The organism is Hylemonella gracilis str. Niagara R, from assembly GCF_000600295.1.
GTDB classification, from domain to species: domain Bacteria; phylum Pseudomonadota; class Gammaproteobacteria; order Burkholderiales; family Burkholderiaceae_C; genus Hylemonella; species Hylemonella gracilis_A.
This window is the reverse complement of sequence record NZ_JEMG01000001.1, coordinates 3,595,128-3,611,076: the sequence shown is the minus strand read 5'-3', so window position 1 is coordinate 3,611,076 and position 15,949 is coordinate 3,595,128. Positions and strand designations below refer to the sequence as shown.

Annotated in this window: 19 protein-coding genes; 13 read left to right on the top strand and 6 right to left on the bottom strand. The window is 65.3% G+C overall.

Going from position 1 to position 15,949, the window contains the following annotated elements; translation table 11 throughout:
* Positions 1-91: 91 nt before the first annotated feature.
* The 5 genes from nudB to AZ34_RS16395 are packed head-to-tail and all read left to right on the top strand — an operon-like array spanning position 92 to position 4,707.
* Complete coding sequence (gene nudB / locus AZ34_RS16415; RefSeq protein ID WP_035610081.1) at positions 92-598, top strand: dihydroneopterin triphosphate diphosphatase; 507 nt, start codon at positions 92-94, stop codon at positions 596-598.
* 13 nt (positions 599-611) lie between these two features.
* Positions 612-1,397, top strand: coding sequence for an endonuclease/exonuclease/phosphatase family protein (locus AZ34_RS16410; protein WP_035612020.1), 786 nt, complete (start codon positions 612-614; stop codon positions 1,395-1,397).
* Between the two features lie 7 nt (positions 1,398-1,404).
* Positions 1,405-2,751, top strand: a complete 1,347-nt coding sequence (gene clsB, locus AZ34_RS16405) for a cardiolipin synthase ClsB (RefSeq protein ID WP_081767263.1) — start codon at positions 1,405-1,407, stop codon at positions 2,749-2,751.
* Positions 2,752-2,771: 20 nt separating this feature from the next.
* The gene (folE, locus tag AZ34_RS16400; RefSeq protein WP_051509970.1) at positions 2,772-3,503 is read left to right on the top strand and encodes a GTP cyclohydrolase I; all 732 of its coding nucleotides are present in this window, start codon (positions 2,772-2,774) and stop codon (positions 3,501-3,503) included.
* A 22-nt stretch (positions 3,504-3,525) separates the two neighbouring features.
* Positions 3,526-4,707: a hypothetical protein gene (locus tag AZ34_RS16395; RefSeq protein ID WP_155831846.1), complete on the top strand. Its 1,182-nt coding sequence runs from the start codon at positions 3,526-3,528 to the stop codon at positions 4,705-4,707.
* Positions 4,708-4,796: 89 nt separating this feature from the next.
* Here the strand turns inward: AZ34_RS16395 and AZ34_RS16390 are convergent, their stop codons facing one another.
* The 4 genes from AZ34_RS16390 to gpmA all read right to left on the bottom strand — a co-directional run bounded on the left by AZ34_RS16390 (position 4,797) and on the right by gpmA (position 9,056).
* On the bottom strand, positions 4,797-5,654 hold the full coding sequence (locus tag AZ34_RS16390; protein ID WP_231495556.1) for a MinD/ParA family protein: 858 nt from the start codon (positions 5,652-5,654) through the stop codon (positions 4,797-4,799).
* 231 nt (positions 5,655-5,885) lie between these two features.
* Complete coding sequence (locus AZ34_RS16385; protein ID WP_035610075.1) at positions 5,886-6,683, bottom strand: HesA/MoeB/ThiF family protein; 798 nt, start codon at positions 6,681-6,683, stop codon at positions 5,886-5,888.
* Positions 6,684-6,698: 15 nt separating this feature from the next.
* Positions 6,699-8,141, bottom strand: coding sequence for a S41 family peptidase (locus AZ34_RS16380; RefSeq protein WP_035610072.1), 1,443 nt, complete (start codon positions 8,139-8,141; stop codon positions 6,699-6,701).
* A 174-nt stretch (positions 8,142-8,315) separates the two neighbouring features.
* Positions 8,316-9,056 (bottom strand): 2,3-diphosphoglycerate-dependent phosphoglycerate mutase, encoded by a 741-nt coding sequence (gpmA, locus tag AZ34_RS16375; protein ID WP_035610070.1) that lies wholly within the window; start codon positions 9,054-9,056, stop codon positions 8,316-8,318.
* A 91-nt stretch (positions 9,057-9,147) separates the two neighbouring features.
* Between gpmA and AZ34_RS16370 the strand changes: the two genes are divergently transcribed.
* From AZ34_RS16370 to AZ34_RS16335, 8 genes are all read left to right on the top strand, one after another.
* Entirely contained in the window at positions 9,148-9,582 is a 435-nt protein-coding gene (locus AZ34_RS16370) for a rhodanese-like domain-containing protein (protein WP_035610069.1), read from the top strand.
* A gap of 3 nt (positions 9,583-9,585) precedes the next feature.
* Positions 9,586-9,852: a glutaredoxin 3 gene (grxC, locus tag AZ34_RS16365; RefSeq protein WP_035610066.1), complete on the top strand. Its 267-nt coding sequence runs from the start codon at positions 9,586-9,588 to the stop codon at positions 9,850-9,852.
* 101 nt (positions 9,853-9,953) lie between these two features.
* A complete protein-coding gene (gene secB, locus AZ34_RS16360) occupies positions 9,954-10,406 on the top strand; it encodes a protein-export chaperone SecB (RefSeq protein WP_035610063.1) in 453 nt (150 codons plus the stop codon).
* Between the two features lie 22 nt (positions 10,407-10,428).
* The gene (locus AZ34_RS16355; protein WP_035610061.1) at positions 10,429-11,466 is read left to right on the top strand and encodes an NAD(P)H-dependent glycerol-3-phosphate dehydrogenase; all 1,038 of its coding nucleotides are present in this window, start codon (positions 10,429-10,431) and stop codon (positions 11,464-11,466) included.
* 9 nt (positions 11,467-11,475) lie between these two features.
* Positions 11,476-12,387 carry a carboxylating nicotinate-nucleotide diphosphorylase gene (nadC, locus tag AZ34_RS16350; RefSeq protein ID WP_035610058.1) on the top strand — a complete coding sequence of 304 codons (912 nt, stop codon included), beginning with the start codon at positions 11,476-11,478 and terminating at the stop codon, positions 12,385-12,387.
* A 26-nt stretch (positions 12,388-12,413) separates the two neighbouring features.
* The gene (nadA, locus tag AZ34_RS16345; RefSeq protein ID WP_035610056.1) at positions 12,414-13,535 is read left to right on the top strand and encodes a quinolinate synthase NadA; all 1,122 of its coding nucleotides are present in this window, start codon (positions 12,414-12,416) and stop codon (positions 13,533-13,535) included.
* A gap of 99 nt (positions 13,536-13,634) precedes the next feature.
* Entirely contained in the window at positions 13,635-14,135 is a 501-nt protein-coding gene (coaD, locus tag AZ34_RS16340) for a pantetheine-phosphate adenylyltransferase (protein WP_035610053.1), read from the top strand.
* Between the two features lie 5 nt (positions 14,136-14,140).
* A complete protein-coding gene (locus AZ34_RS16335) occupies positions 14,141-14,401 on the top strand; it encodes a YfhL family 4Fe-4S dicluster ferredoxin (RefSeq protein WP_035610049.1) in 261 nt (86 codons plus the stop codon).
* A gap of 33 nt (positions 14,402-14,434) precedes the next feature.
* Here AZ34_RS16335 and pth read toward each other — a convergent pair whose 3' ends face one another.
* Both pth and AZ34_RS16325 read right to left on the bottom strand, forming a co-directional pair.
* Positions 14,435-15,100, bottom strand: coding sequence for an aminoacyl-tRNA hydrolase (gene pth / locus AZ34_RS16330; protein WP_051509968.1), 666 nt, complete (start codon positions 15,098-15,100; stop codon positions 14,435-14,437).
* Between the two features lie 135 nt (positions 15,101-15,235).
* Positions 15,236-15,889 carry a 50S ribosomal protein L25/general stress protein Ctc gene (locus AZ34_RS16325; protein ID WP_035610047.1) on the bottom strand — a complete coding sequence of 218 codons (654 nt, stop codon included), beginning with the start codon at positions 15,887-15,889 and terminating at the stop codon, positions 15,236-15,238.
* Positions 15,890-15,949 lie beyond the last annotated feature (60 nt).

The window sequence follows — 15,949 nt, the reverse complement described above, 5'->3', positions numbered from 1 at the left end:
CATCGGCGTACCGGCGCGCCCGAGGGGCGAGCTCAGGGCGGGTCGAGTTCGTCTGCAGCGACACCCGCTCGTTTCTTGGGGGTGCGGCACCATGACCCAGGCCGTGGCCGGGGGTTACAAGATTCCTCAGTCCGTGCTGGTGCTCATCCACACACCGGCCTTGGACGTGTTGTTGATCCAGCGCGCGGACACGCCCGAGGGCCAGCCTGCGTACTGGCAGTCCGTCACCGGCTCCAAGGACCACGCCGATGAGCCATATGCCGTCACTGCCTGGCGCGAAGTGCGTGAGGAAACCGGCATCGATGCCCGCCTGACGTCTCAGGGCTTGAGGGATTGGGGACTGGAAAACGTCTACGAAATCTACCCCTGGTGGCGCAAGCGTTATGCCCCGGGCGTGACGCACAACACCGAGCACCTGTTCAGCCTGTGCGTGCCTGCGGGCACGTCGATCCGCCTGGCGCCCCGCGAGCACCTGGCCCACCAATGGTTGCCTTGGCGCGAAGCAGCCCAGGTTTGCGCGTCCGCCAGCAACGCCGAGGCCTGCCTACTGTTGCCACGTTTTGCCGACCCGGCTGCGGCTGTTGCCCCGGAGTCGTGAAAAAATGCGGGCCATGCAGCCCGCACCCCGTCCAGGCTTACAGGAACCCGCGTCTGGCCACCAAGCCGTGACCTTGCGGGTGGCCACCTACAACATCCACAAAGGCGTGCTGGGTCTGGGACCACGCCGCCGCTTGGAGATCCACAATCTGAGCCTGGCCGTTGAACAGCTCGATGCCGACATCGTCTGTCTGCAGGAAGTGCGCAAACTCAACCACCGCGAGGCCGCGCATTTCAGCCGTTGGCCCGAGCTGCCCCAGGCCGACTACCTGGCCCCCGAAGGGTATGAGGCCCTCTACCGCACCAATGCCTATACCCGCCATGGCGAGCATGGCAACGCCATGCTGTCGCGTTGGCCGTTGCTGGCCGCGGGGCATGAGGACATGTCCGACCATCGTTTCGAGCAGCGTGGCCTGCTGCACGGCCTGGTGTCCGTGCACGGGCACAATGTGCATGTGCTGGTCGTGCATCTGGGGCTGATTCGGGCCAGTCGCGTGCGTCAGGCCGCGCAACTGGACCGGTACATCCGCCGGGAGATTCCGCCGCAGGCGCCCTTGATCGTCGCGGGAGACTTCAACGACTGGGGCGAACGGGTGCATCGGCATTTCGAGGCCATGGGCCTGCAGACCTGGGAACCTGCCACGCACCCGACTTTCCCGGCCCGATTGCCCCTGGTGCAACTGGACTATGTCTACGTGCGCGGACTGACGCCGAGCCGCGTGCAGGTGCCACGGGGACGCGCCTGGTGGCGCATGTCGGACCATCTGCCCCTGATTGCCGAATTCAGCCTGTCCCCATGAGGTTCTCATGCAGCCACTGAGGCAGGCCAGGCGGCATCTGCGCCCCATACGCGATTGGGCCATTCGTCGGCGCGCGACGCAGCGCGTCCTGCGTCGCATGCTGCGGCGGGCGGCCCGGATGGTGACCCTGCGTCCAGGCCATCAGGTGCATCTGCTGCAAGGTGGGGCAGAGCTGTTCCCTGCCATGGTGCAGGCCATGGCGGGGGCGCGGCATGAAATCCGGCTTGAAACCTACATCTTCTGGCACGACGAAGCCGCGCTCAAGATCGTCGATGCCTTGGTGCAGGCCGCCGAGCGTGGCGTGGCCGTCTGGCTGTTGGCCGATGGGGTCGGAACGCCCCAGCTCCCGCCGGCCTGGGCCCGCCGTCTGAGCCAGGCCGGCGTGCGCTGGCGGTTGTACAAGCCGGGTGGGGCCTGGTTGCGCTGGTTGTCCTTGCTGCGTCCGAGCCGCTGGCGACGCTTGCATCGCAAGCTGTGCGTGATCGACGGCGAAATCGCCTTCTGCGGCGGTATCAATGTGCTGGATGACAAGATCGACCCCAACCATGGCCGCCTCCACGCCCCGCGCTTTGACTTCGCGGTGTGCGTGCAGGGGCCCTTGGTGAGCGTGGCGCATGAGGCCATGACGCAGATCTGGCGGCGCTGGCAACCGCAGGATTGGTTGCGCGACGCGCGCAACAGCCGGCATATCGCCCACAATCCATCGCAGGCTGATGGTCATCCCCATGACGGCGCGGCTGCGGGGCGAGCGACGGGTTCCGCACGGGCGGCGCTGCTGCTGCGCGACAACCTGCTGCACCGCAGACACATCGAACGTGCCTACCGCCGGGCCATCGCGGCGGCGCGCGAGGAAATCATCATTGCCAACGCCTACTTTCTTCCTGGTCGCAAGTTGCGCCAAGCCTTGATCGAGGCGGTCCGACGCGGGGTACAGGTTCGCCTACTGCTGCAAGGGCGTTACGAATACTTCATGCAGTACCACGCGGTACGCACCGTCTATGGCACGCTGCTGGCGGCGGGTGTGGAGATCCACGAATACTCCGCCAGTTTCCTGCATGCCAAGGTGGCGGTGATCGACGCCGTGAGTCGGGCCCCTGGCGCGAAACCCTGGGCCACCGTGGGCTCGTCCAACCTGGACCCGCTGAGCCTCCTGCTCGCGCGCGAAGCCAATGTGGTGGTCGAAGACGCCCTTTTCGCCGCCGACCTGCGCGAGCGCCTGCTGGAGGCCATGCGCAGCGGGGGGCGCGTGGTCGCCGCCGATTTTGCGCGCCGTCCCTGGCGCCAGCGTTTCCTCGACCGGCTGGCCCTGGGGGCGGTCCGGCTGGCTTTGTTCGTGCTCGGGCAGAGGTATTAGGCCCCTGGTAGGATCGTTCCATGACTTCCTCCCTCATTCCCGCCGCCTTGTCCACCCTCGCAGCCGCCGACGAAGGCGTGCCGGTTTCCGTCAAGATCCGCGAGCGTGTGAAGGCCGCCAAGCAGCGCTTTCACGCCAACGACAACATCGCCGAGTTCATCCGTCCTGGCGAGTTGGAGGCCTTGCTGGATGAGGTGGAAAGCAAGATGCAAGGGGTGCTCGACAGCCTGGTGATCGACACCGCCAACGACCACAACACGGAAAGCACCGCGCGGCGTGTCGCCAAGATGTACCTGAACGAAGTGTTCAAGGGGCGTTACCTGCCTGCGCCGCGCATCACGGAGTTTCCGAATGCCGAGCATCTGAACGAGTTGATGATCGTTGGCCCCATCACCGTGCGCAGCGCCTGCAGTCACCATTTCGTGCCGGTCATCGGTCGGCTCTGGATCGGCGTCATGCCCAACCAGTCCACCAACGTGATTGGTCTGTCGAAGTACGCGCGCCTGGCGGAGTGGGTGATGAGCCGTCCGCAGATCCAGGAAGAGGCCGTGGTGCAGCTCGCCGACCTGATCATGCAAAAGACCCGGCCCGATGGCCTGGCCCTGGTGATGGAGGCCACGCACTACTGCATGTCCTGGCGCGGCGTGCGCGACATGGACAGCAAGATGCTCAATTCCGTGATGCGCGGCGTGTTCCTCAAGGACGCGGTGCTGCGACAGGAATTTTTGTCCCTGATTCCGCGCCATCAATAGGCGGCTCGACCTGGGGCTGTGCTTGAGATTCCCAGTCCAGGCCGTTGTTCCGCTCCTGGCCGTTGCCTTGCTGCTCGGCGGCTGTGGCACGCCACAGCTCTTTTACGACCGGACAGAACTGCGGCACGATCCCTTGCCGGAAAGACAGGTGCGCGCCCTGCCAGAGGAAATCCTGCGCCGCCTCGATGGGCGCCGCGCGGTCTGGGTGGATGTGGACGGCAAGGAGACGGTCTTGAACGCGGCGACCTTGCCGCAGCTGCCGACGGCAGAGTTGGGCGCCTTGTGGGCCGCGCTGCTGCTGGGGCGCACCGGTGGTGAGTACGACATGCGCATTCATGTCGCCGGCAAAGGGCCATCGCCGATTTCCGTGCTCATCGGCGGGAACGACAGCCTGCGCATCCTCTCGTCGCGCGGTGACGCGCCTCGCGAGGCAGTGCTTACCGAGGCCAAGATCCGCGAACGTTTCGGACTGCAGCGCAGCTTCCAGGGTGAATGGAGCGAGGCTGAGCGCCAGGCGCTGACCGAGTCACTCGCGTTGCTGCAGCCCGGGGAGTTGGCGGTCCTGCGGACGGTGCGTTTCGAGCGCAGCCAGCGTGATCTGGGGCGGGACAAAGCCGCGCGTTATGAACTGGACGGCTGCCTGGCGCGGATCACCCTGTATCCGGCGGGCGCGGGGTTCAACCGCTATCTCTTCGTGGGGGATGTCATCGCGCCGCGTGACGCGGTGCTCTTTCCCTTGCTGCACGAAATTGGCCACGTCGTGGAGCGGGCGCCCGCACGGCGCGCGCTGTGCGCCGCCGAGAGTCACCGTGTCGCCGCTGAGAAGCACCGCAGCGATGCCTGGCGCTTGCGCGATCAGCCGGCGCGCTACCACGCGCTGATCCGGCGGCATGAGGATCTGGTGCGTCGCTACGACGAATTGATTGCCGAGGCCGAGCGGCTGAGGAGCCCCGGTCCGGTGATCACGGCCTATCTGCGCGCGCTGGCCGGTCAACCGCCGCCGACCGACTACGGTCGTGAATCCGCTCAGGAATCGTTCGCTGAATCCTTTGCCCTGTTCCATGCCGATCCTCAGGCGTTGTCGCGGGCACGTCCCGCTGTGTACCGCTGGTTTGCATCGGGGGGGCATGTCAAAGCCATGAATGCCGCCATGGCGGGCATCCTGGAAGTTGATGAGGATGGCGTCGACGAGGTGCCGTGGTGAGCGTGCCGGCGCCAACTCGATGTGCAGGGGCCCCGTAGGGCGCGTCAGGCGTTGGGGAAGCGGAAGCTCGTTGCGAGCCGCAACCCGCCTCAAACCTGCGGGCGGGCGGCAGGGGCGCTGGGGCCGTCCCCCGGGCGCAGGGCCGTGTCCTGCAGCTTGCTGGCCACCTGAACCATGGCCAGTGCGGCCGGCGCACCCGGCATAGCCTGCATCAGCAGTTGGCGACGCATCACCGCCTGGCGCACGGCCGGGTCGCTGGGGATATCGCCCAGATGGATCAGTCGCCCGGTTTCACCCGCATGGGCGGGGCGTTCAACACCTTCCGTCCCCTCAGGCACCACGAAACGCTCCACGACCTGCTGCAGTTGCAGGGTGATGGCACGCCCATCACCAGGCCGGCTGGCCTGATTGACGATCATGTGGATGCGGGGGCGCCTTTGCTGGCTGACCAGCACCTTGATGGTGGCGTAAGCGTCGGTCAGGGAGGTCGGCTCGGGCGTGGCGACCAGCAGCACCTCGGATGCGAGCGAGATCGCGAACAGCACGGCGTCGGAGATGCCCGCACCCGTGTCCAGCAGCACCACGTCGTACCGGGGTGTGAGGGAACGCAACACCTGCGTGAACTTCTCGCGCATGTCGGGCGTGAGGCGGGCGTACTCGGCCATGCCCGAGCCCCCCATCAAGACCGAAAAACCGCCTGGTGCGGGGACGATGGCCTGCTCCAGCTTGGCCTTGCCGGTCAGCACGTCGTGCAGGGTGGTGCGGGCGTAGAGGTTGAGCACTACATCGAGGTTGGCCAGGCCCAGGTCGGCGTCCAGCACCAGCACGCGCAGCCCGCGCCGCGCAAGCGCGGCCGCCAGATTGGCCGAAACAAAGGTCTTGCCCACGCCACCTTTGCCGCTGGTGACAGCCAACACCTTGCCAGGCCCCTGTCCCTGGGGGGGCATGGGCCGCGACGACGGCTTGGATGATGGAGCGGGGGGCGCCGCAGGCGCTCGAAATGTGGACACCGGCAATGGAAGGACAGGGTTGGGGGACTGTAAGGAACGGTAAAGTCTATCGGCCTCACGGCGACGCCGGGGCGGGGAATACCGTGGAGGAAAGCCTGCAAATCAGGCGTTCAGTGACCGTTTTTCGGCGGCGGCCAGACGCTTGTGTCAGCTCTGTCGCGGAGTTGATCACGCATGTGCGTGACCACAGATTGGACAAGACGGATTGCGCGGCACCTGCACCTCGCTCCAGCGCATGCGCAGGCCATCCAGCATCAGCAGCCGACCGGTCAAGGGCGCTGCCGGTTGGGCGAGGGCGCCCGATGGACCCATCATGAGCAGCCGCAGGGCCTCCGCAGCCTGCGTGGCGCCGATGATGCCGACCAGGGGGGCGAACACGCCCATGGTGGAGCACAGGACTTCTTCGAATGCTTCACGCGGATCGAACAGGCAGGCGTAGCAGGGGGAATCTGCCCGTCGGGGGTCATAAACGGCGATCTGCCCATCGAAGCGGATCACCGCGCCGGAAACCAGGGGTTTTTTCGCGTGGACGCAGGCGGCATTCACCGCCTGCCGGGTGGCGTAGTTGTCGCTGCAGTCGAGCACCACGTCGGCCTCGGCGACCAGGGTAGCCAGCAGATCGGCGTCGGCGCGCTGGGCCAGGGGCCGCAGGCGCACGCCCGGGTTGAGGGCCTCCATGGCGCTGACGGCGGAAGCCACCTTGGGCATGCCCACGCGCGCCGTGCTGTGGGCGATCTGACGTTGCAGATTGGTCAGATCCACCGTGTCGGGATCCACCAGGGTGATCAGTCCGGCGCCGGCGCCGGCACCGACGCCTGCCGCAGCCAGATACAGCGCGGCGGGTGAACCCAGCCCGCCCGCGCCGATCAGCAGGACCCTGCCGTCCAGGATGCGCTGCTGGCCCTCGACACCGATTTCATCCAGCAGTATGTGCCGCGAATAACGCAGCAACTCCTCATCGGTCATGGACTGGGCGCCGACTTAGTTTTCTTTCGGCGCGTCCTTGCGTTCGGTCAAGGTCTTGCTGACCATCACCGGCCGGCCCTTGAGCTGGTTCAGCGCCTGCATGAGCTGGAAGTCGTCCGCGCTGCCGTACTCAGGCAGCTTGCGCTCGGCCGGCGGCTTCTTGGCTTCTTCCTCCAGGCGCTTGAGCGCGGCATCGCGTGCCTTGGCGCGCTCATCCGACAGGCGTTTCTCTTCCTTGCTGTCGCCATTGGACAGGTGCTTGTCCAGGTCCGCCTCGCGGGTGCGCAGGGCGGCGAACAGATCACCCTCGGGGGTTTCATCCACCAGCACGTCGGGCAGGATGCCCTTGGCTTGGATGGAGCGGCCCGCGGGCGTGAAATAACGCGCGGTGGTGATCTTCAGGCCCGTGTCTGGCCCCAACGGCCGCACGGTCTGGACCGATCCCTTGCCGAAGGTCTGGCTACCCATCAACGTGGCGCGCTTGTGATCCTGCAGGGCACCGGCGACGATCTCGCTGGCGGACGCGGAACCTTCGTTGACCAGCACCACCAAGGGTACTTTTTTCAGGGCGGCGGGCAGGCGCTTGAGCGGGTCGGGCCCGCTGCGGCGCAGGTAGTGCTCGGGTGTCGCCTTGAAGGTGTACTTGCTTTCCGCCAACTGGCCATCGGTGGAAACCACCGTCACGTTCTCGGGCAGGAAGGCCGCGGAAATCGCCACAGCCGCATCCAGCAAGCCACCGGGGTCGTTGCGCAGGTCCAGCACCAGGCCCTTGAGGTTGGGCTCCTGCTTGTAGATGTCGCCGATCTTGCGGACGAAATCTTCAACCGTGCGTTCTTGGAACTGCGACAGGCGCACCCAGGCGTAACCCGGCTCGATCACCTTGCCCTTGACGGACTGGGTTTTGATCTCCTCGCGCACGATGGTCACTGGGAAGGACCGGTTTTCATCCTTGCGGAAGATGGTCAGGATGACCTTGGTATTTGGTTCGCCGCGCATGCGCTTGACGGCTTCGTTCAGCGTCAGGCCCTTCACGGCGGTGTCGTCGATGCGGGTGATCAGGTCATTGGTCTTGAGCCCGGCGCGATCGGCCGGCGAGCCCTCGATCGGGGAAACGATCTTGACCAGTCCGTCTTCCTGAGTGATCTCGATGCCCACGCCCACGAATCGTCCGGAGGTGCCTTCGCGGAATTCCTTGTAGCTCTTCTTGTCGAAGTACTGGGAATGCGGGTCCAGGCTGGATACCATGCCCGAAATCGCGTCTGTGATGAGTTTTTTCTCGTCTACGGGTTCGACGTAGTCGCTCTTGATCAGGCTGAAGACGGCAGCCAACTGCTGCAGCTCTTCCAGCGGCAGCGGCGCGGCCGCGTTGCGTGCCACGGTTTGCAGCGACACCGTGGTGAGCGCGCCCGCGAGCACGCCCAGTGAAACCCAGCCTGCGATTTTCAGTTTTTGCCCCATGGTATTTGCCCGAGGAAGTAGGAGGCTCGAATGAAGAGGCCTAAGTATGGTTTTTCCCGCCCGCGCCTAGCGGGCGGAATCCGTAGCCAATATACACGGTCGCGCCTTTCTTGGGGCCTGCCAGGGGCATGGACTTGGTAACGGCCTGAACCTGAAGTGGCCTGTCCTGCGTATTCAGGTGCCCTGTCGCGCCACCGCAGCTGCTGCCGTGGCGGCCGCTTGTGCGTCGCCCAGGTAATAGTGGCGGATGGGCTTCAGGTCTGCGTCCAGCTCATAGACCAAGGGGATCCCATTGGGGATGTTCAGGCCCACGATGTCTGCGTCCGAAATCCCGTCCAGGTGCTTGAGCAGGGCTCGGATGGAGTTGCCGTGCGCCGCAACGACCAAGCGTTTGCCCGCCTGGATGGCAGGGGCCATGCTCTCGTTCCAGAATGGGATCACCCTTGCCACCGTGTCCTTCAGGCATTCGGTCAGAGGGATATCGCCCTGCGCCAATTCGGCATAGCGTCGATCGCCGCGTTCGCTGCGCGGATCGGTGGCCTCCAGCGCGGGCGGTGGCGTGTCGTAGCTGCGGCGCCAGACCAGGACCTGCTGCTCGCCGTATTGCCGGGCCATGTCGGCCTTGTTCAGCCCCTGCAATGCGCCATAGTGGCGCTCGTTCAGGCGCCAATCCTTGACCACGGGCAGCCAGGTGCGATCCAAACCGTCCAGCACATGCCAGAGGGTGTGGATGGCGCGCTTGAGGACGCTGGTGTAGGCCAGGTCGAAGTCATAACCCTCGGCCTTCAACAACTGACCTGCGGCCATGGCCTGAGCCACGCCGGTGGGGGTGAGGTCCACATCCGTCCAGCCGGTGAAGCGGTTTTCCAGGTTCCAGGTCGATTCACCGTGGCGGATGAGCACGAGTTTGTACATGTGGCTTGAGTATGGGTAAGGAGGACGTTTTTGCGCAGTGCAGCCCTCCATTTTAAAATCCCTTTTTTATAGAACCGGTGCAAGGACTTCCGTGGACTTCATTCTTCAAAACTGGGCCCTGATTCTTGTGGCCCTCGTTTCCGGCCTGCTGCTGCTGCGACCCGCCTTGAGTGGGGCCGGCGCGCTCACGCCAGCTGCCGCCGTGCAGCTCATCAACCGTGAAAAAGCCGTGCTGGTCGATGTCAGCAGCGCCGACGAATACGCGGCGGCGCATGCCAATGGCGCGAAAAGCGTGCCCCTGGCGCAACTGAAGGAGCAACTGCCGCAGGCGGTGAAGAACAAGGCGGTGCCGGTGATCTTCATGTGCGCCAGTGGCGCCCGCGCGTCTGCTGCGGCCCGCATGGCCAAGGGCCTGGGTTACGACCGCGCCGTCGCCCTGGCCGGCGGTCTGAAGGGCTGGAGCGCGGCCAACCTGCCCGTGGCCTCCTCGGGCAAGGCCCAGGACGGTAAAACCGCCAAGGCCTGAGCCATGCAGCACGTCAAGATGTACACCACGGCGGTCTGCCCCTATTGCATGCGCGCCAAGCAATTGCTCAAGGCCCGTGGCGTGGAGCAGATCGAGGAAATCCGCATCGATGTCGATCCGGCCCAGCGTGACCAGATGATGGCCACGACCGGTCGCCGCACGGTGCCGCAGATCTTCATCGGCCAGACGCATGTCGGCGGTTGCGATGACCTGATGGCGCTGGATGCGCAGGGTGGTCTGTTGCCCCTGCTCGGTCATACTGCGGCCTGAGCCCTTGCCCTAGACCGTCCATCCTCCGTGCGCGACATCCCCCGGCCTTGACGCCGGGGCGTTTCATTTTCATTCCATTCAAAGCAACAACAGAGACCACCATGGCCGAACAGCAACCCGTCTTCCAGATCCAGCGTGTCTACCTGAAGGAGTCCTCGCTGGAGCAACCCAATTCCCCGGCCATCTTCCTCCAAAACGAGCAGCCTTCGGTCGACATCCAGCTCAATGTCGCGGGCGAGCCTGTGGCAGAAGGCATTTTCGAAGTCAGCGTGACGGCCACCGTGACCACCAAGATCGCGGACAAGACCGTGTTCCTGGTGGAGGCCAAGCAGGCCGGCATCTTCGAAATCCGCAACGTGCCCGCGACGCAGATGGGGCCGGTGCTTGGCGTTGTCTGCCCGCAGATTGTTTTCCCCTACCTGCGCGGTAACGTGGCCGACCTGGTGCAGCGCGCTGGCTTTCCGCCCGTGCACCTGCAGGAAATCAACTTTCAGGCGCTTTACGACCAGCAGCAGGCGGGTTCGAATGGCGCCGCAGGACAGCAAGTCCAGTAAGACCGCGGACTGAGATTTTCGAATGAACATCCTGGTTCTGGGCGCGGGTGCATGGGGCACGGCTCTGGCCGTCAGCGCCAGCGGCAACCCGCGCCAGGCCCACCAGGTCACGCTCTGGGCACGCGATGCCGAGCAGGCTCGGGCCATGCAGGCGCAGCACGTGAATGCCCGTTATCTGCCGGGCCTGCCCCTGCCGGAGAACTTGCGCGTCGTCGACGGCGCGAATGTCGCGGCACTTTGCGCCCAGCAGGATCTCGTCATACTGGGCGCACCCATGGCGGGCTTGCGTGCCCTGCTACAGGAACTGCGCGACTGCCGGGCACCGGTTGCCTGGATCTGCAAGGGGTTGGAACGCAGTCTGGGCAGTGAACGCGGCGACGGTAGTGAAGCCATTGCTTTGGGGCTGATGGCCCACGAGGTACAGGCGCAGGTGGCACCAGAGCTGCAGGCCGGCGTTCTGAGTGGCCCCAGTTTTGCGCAAGAAGTCGCCCAGGGCCAACCCACGGCCCTGGTGGCGGCCAGCACCCACGCCCTGGTGCGTGAACGCCTGGTGCAAGCCTTTCACAGCCCGCGCCTGCGCGTCTATGAAAACGACGATCTGGTGGGCGTAGAAGTGGGCGGCGCGGTCAAGAACATCCTGGCCATCGCCACGGGCCTGTGCGACGGCCTCAATCTGGGCCTGAATGCCCGCGCCGCGCTGATCACCCGCGGCCTGGCCGAGATGATGCGTTTTGGCCTCGCGCTCGGCGCGCGCGCCGAGACCTTCATGGGTCTGTCTGGCCTGGGGGACCTCGTACTCACCGCCACCGGTGACCTCAGTCGCAACCGCAAGGTCGGTCTGTTGCTGGCCCAGGGCAAGACCCTGGACGAGGCCGTGACTTCGCTGGGCCATGTGGCCGAAGGTGTCTACTGCGCGCGCACGGTCGCCCAAAGGGCGCGCCACCTGGGCGTGGACATGCCCATCACCGAGGCCGTGGTGGCCCTGCTGGATGGCGAAATGCAACCGCAGCAGGCCGTGCAGGCCTTGATGGAGCGCGAGCCCAGTCCTGAAATCCGTTGATGGAACCTCATGTCCGCGACCCTTCCCGTGCTTGATTACACCGCCGACATGCTGCGCCAACTGGCCGAGGCCGATGTGCACCGCGCCCTGGCGGAAGACGTGGGTGCTGGCGACCTGACGGCCGCGCTGGTGCCCGCCGGCAAGACCGCAAGCGCGCGCATCCTGGCGCGCGAAGCCGCCGTCATCTGCGGCGTCCCCTGGGCCGAGGCCGCTTTGCGGCAGGTGGCGCCGGGCGCGCAATGGACCTGGCGGGTGGCCGAAGGCCAGCGCTGCCAGCCGGACCAGACCGTGCTGGAGATGACGGGACTCGCGCGTGGCCTGCTGACGGCCGAGCGCACCGTGCTCAATTTCCTGCAACTGCTCAGTGCTGTGGCCACGCGCACCGCTGATTACGTGGCTGCAGTGGCGCAAGTGCCGAGCCTGGATGGCGAAACCGGCCGGGTGCGCGCCCGCATCGTCGACACGCGCAAGACCCTGCCCGGCCTGCGACTGGCGCAGAAATATGCCGTCCACTGTGGCGGTGGCTGGAACCACCGCATCGGCTTGTACGACGCGGTGCTGATCAAGGAAAACCACATCGCCGCTGCGGGTGGAGTGACCGAGGTCCTGGCCCAGGTGCGGGCCACGGCGTCCATCACCGCAGTGGCCAAGTTCATCGAAATCGAAGTCGAGACGCTGGCCCAACTGGAAGAAGCCCTACAGGCTGGCGCCACCATGGTGCTGCTGGACAATATGGACCTGCCGACGCTGCGCGAGGCCGTGCGCATCAACGCCGGCCGGGCGATCCTGGAGGTGTCTGGCGGCGTGAACATGGGCACGGTGCGCGAGATCGCGGCCACGGGCGTGGACCGCATCTCGATCGGCGCCTTGACCAAGGATGTGAAGGCGGTCGATTTCTCGATGCGTTTCGTCGATCTCTGACGGTCGACTTGAATGGTGGAGCAGTGATGGACAGCGCAGTCATTGACGTTGAATACGAGCAGCCCGACAACCAGGCTGCGGGATCCACCTGCGCCACGCACCATGCCTGGGCCCGTGTGCCGATCGAGCCCGCGCCGGCCGAGCGCGCCGCGCTCAAGGACAGGATCCGCCGCCTGCTCAAGGAAAAAAATGCGGTCATGGTGTCGCACTACTACGTGCACCCAGACCTGCAGGATCTGGCCGAGGAGACCGGCGGCATCGTCAGCGATTCCCTGGAAATGGCCCGTTTCGGGCGGGACCATGCGGCCCAGACCCTGGTGGTGTCCGGCGTGCGTTTCATGGGCGAGACGGCCAAGATCCTCAGCCCCGAGAAGACCATCCTGATGCCCGACCTGGACGCGACCTGCTCGCTGGACCTGGGTTGCCCGGTGGACGAGTTCAGCGCCTTCTGCGACGCGCACCCCGACCGCACCGTGGTCGTCTACGCCAACACCAGTGCGGCGGTGAAGGCGCGGGCGGACTGGTTGGTCACCTCCAGCTGCGCGCTGGACATCGTGCGTGCCCTGAAGGCCCAGGGCCACAAGATTCTCTGGGCACCTGACCGTCACTTGGGTGCCTACATCGAGCGCGAGACCGGCGCCGACATGCTGATGTGGAATGGCGCCTGCATCGTGCATGACGAGTTCAAGGCCTTCGAGCTGGAAGAGCTCAAGAAGGAACACCCGAAGGCCAAGGTGCTCGTGCACCCCGAATCTCCGCGCGGTGTGGTGGCGCTGGCCGACGCCGTGGGCTCGACCTCGGGCATCCTGAAGGCCGCGAAGGAACTCGACGCGCAGGAGTTCATCGTCGCCACCGACAAAGGCATGATGCACAAACTGCGCACGATCAACCCCGGCAAGACCTTCATCGAAGCGCCCACGGCGGGCAACAGCGCGACCTGTAAGAGTTGCGCGCATTGCCCCTGGATGGCCATGAACGGCCTCGCCGGTGTGGCCCAGGTGCTTGAGACCGGGATGAATGAGGTCCACGTCGATCCCGCGCTGATTCCCCGCGCGCGCCTGCCCATCGACCGCATGCTGGCTTTCACGGCCGCGCAGAAAGCGGGCCAACCGCTCGCGGGTCTGGTGCCCCACCTCGGCGCTGCCTGAGCGCAGGGGCGGCCGGCATTGCAGGGGAGTTTTGTGTCCGCGCTACATAATGGCCGTCCGCGCATCTGAGGCGCACCTGAGTCTGGAGACGCTTTCACCATGTCCCGCAATGTGATTGCCATCTACCCCGGCACCTTCGATCCCCTGACTCTGGGGCACAGCGACGTGGTGCGCCGCGCGGCCCAGCTCTTCGACCAGGTCATCGTCGGCGTGGCGGCGGCCCATCACAAAAAGACCCTGTTCACGCTGGACGAGCGCATGGCCATGGTGCGCGAGGTGCTGCACGACCAGACCAATGTGTCGGTTGAAAGCTTCACGGGCCTGCTGCGGGATTTTGTCGTCGCGCGCAGTGGCAAAGTGGTGATTCGTGGCCTGCGCGCCGTGACTGACTTCGACTACGAGTTCCAACTTGCCGGCATGAACCGCACGCTGATGCCTGACGTGGAAACGGTGTTCCTCACGCCGGGCCTGAATTACCAGTTCATCTCCAGCACCCTGGTGCGGGAGATCGCCGCCCTGGGCGGCGAGGCCGAGAAATTCGTCGATCCCGCGGTCGCGCGACGCCTGGCGGAAAAGATCCGCAGTTCTTCAAGAGGGTAGGCGCCATGGCCCTGATGATCACCGACGAGTGCATCAACTGTGATGTCTGCGAGCCGGAATGCCCGAACGAGGCGATCTTTCTCGGCCCGCAGATCTACGAGATCGACCCGGCGCGCTGCACCGAATGCGTGGGTCATCATGAGCAGCCCCAGTGCGTGCAGCTCTGCCCCGTGGCCTGCATACCCGTGGACCCGCGGCATGTCGAGAGCCGCGAGACCCTGATGCAGAAATACCTAAGGCTGCAGGCTGAGAAGCCGGCGGCCTGAATTCAGGGCGAGGTCAGCCGCAGGCCTATCAGGTCAAGACGCCGGACCGGCTTTCTGGTCCGCAGCCCTTGTGTTGGCCGACGGGGCGGTTTCCGGTCGAGATGGCTTCGGGGGCTTGGGGCGCGGAGGCTTGCTGGTGTGAAGCCGCTGGGTGGCTTTGTCCATTTCCCCATTGAGCAGTTCGGGCAGGGCCTGGGTGGCACGAATGAGGCTGTCTTCGATCGCATTGCGGTGCTCGGGCGAAGGCTTTTTCAAGACCCAGTGGATCACCTCGGATTTGACGCCCGGATGGCCCACGCCGATGCGCAGGCGCCAGTAGTCGTCGCTGCCGAGCTGGGCATGGATGCTGCGCAAGCCGTTGTGGCCGGCATGCCCGCCGCCGCGCTTGAGTTTCAATTCCCCGGGCACGATGTCCAGCTCGTCATGGGCGACCAGGATTTCCTCGGGTTGGATCTTGTAGAAGCGCGCCAAGGCCGCGACGGATTTGCCCGATTCATTCATCCAGGTCATCGGTTCCAACAGCCAGACCGGACGACCGTCCCAGGTGGCACGGGCCAGCAGGCCCTGATAGCTTCTGTCGAGGACCATCGACACCTTCAGCTCCCGCGCGATGGCGTCCAGCCACCAGAACCCGGCGTTGTGCCGCGTGGCCTCGTATTCAGGGCCGGGATTGCCCAGGCCGACGATGAGTTTGAACATGGACGTGATTATGGGAGTGCGATGGACGCGGACCGGGGCTGACGGCGGCCGAATGAAAACGGCCCGCCGAGGCGGGCCGTTTCGCAAGGCATGGACCGGGCAGTCGCACCCGACGCATGCCCAGGAAGCAACAACTTACTTCTTGGCAGGTGCCTTGGCCGGAGCAGCTTTGGCCGGAGCAGCCTTGGCATCGGCGGGAGCGGCTTCGGCGGCGGGAGCGGCCTCTTCCTCACCTGCGGGCGCCACCACGGCGACCAGCACCGGGTTGGTCTTGCCGTGGGTCACGGCCGTCACACCCTTGGGCAGGGTGATGTCATTCAGGTGCAGCGAAGCGCCCTTGGTCAGCTTGCTCAGGTCCACGGCGATGAATTCGGGCAGGTCCTTGGGCAGGCAGGAGACTTCCAGTTCGGTGACGATGTGGTTCACCAGGGCCTTGTCCTTGACGGCGGGCGAGTTTTCCTCGCCGCTGTAATGCAGCGGCACCTTCATGTGCAGCTTGGTGTTGGCGTCCACGCGCTGGAAATCGATGTGCAGCACCAGGGGCTTGTAGGGGTGCATCTGCACGTCGCGCAGCAGCACCTGGTTGCTCTTGCCGTTCAGTTCCATGTCCAGGATGGACGAATGGAAGGCTTCCTTCTTCAGGGCATGCCACAGGGCATTGTGGTCCAGCTCGATCAGCGAGGGCTCGGCGGTACCGCCGTAAACGATGCCGGGCGTGCGGCCTGTGTAACGCAGGCGGCGGCTCGCACCCGTACCTTGCTTGGCGCGCTCAAAAGCGACGAATTTCATGGTTCACTCCTTTTGGAAGCTTGGCTATGCAATGCTTCCTGCGGAACCCACCGCGACCAG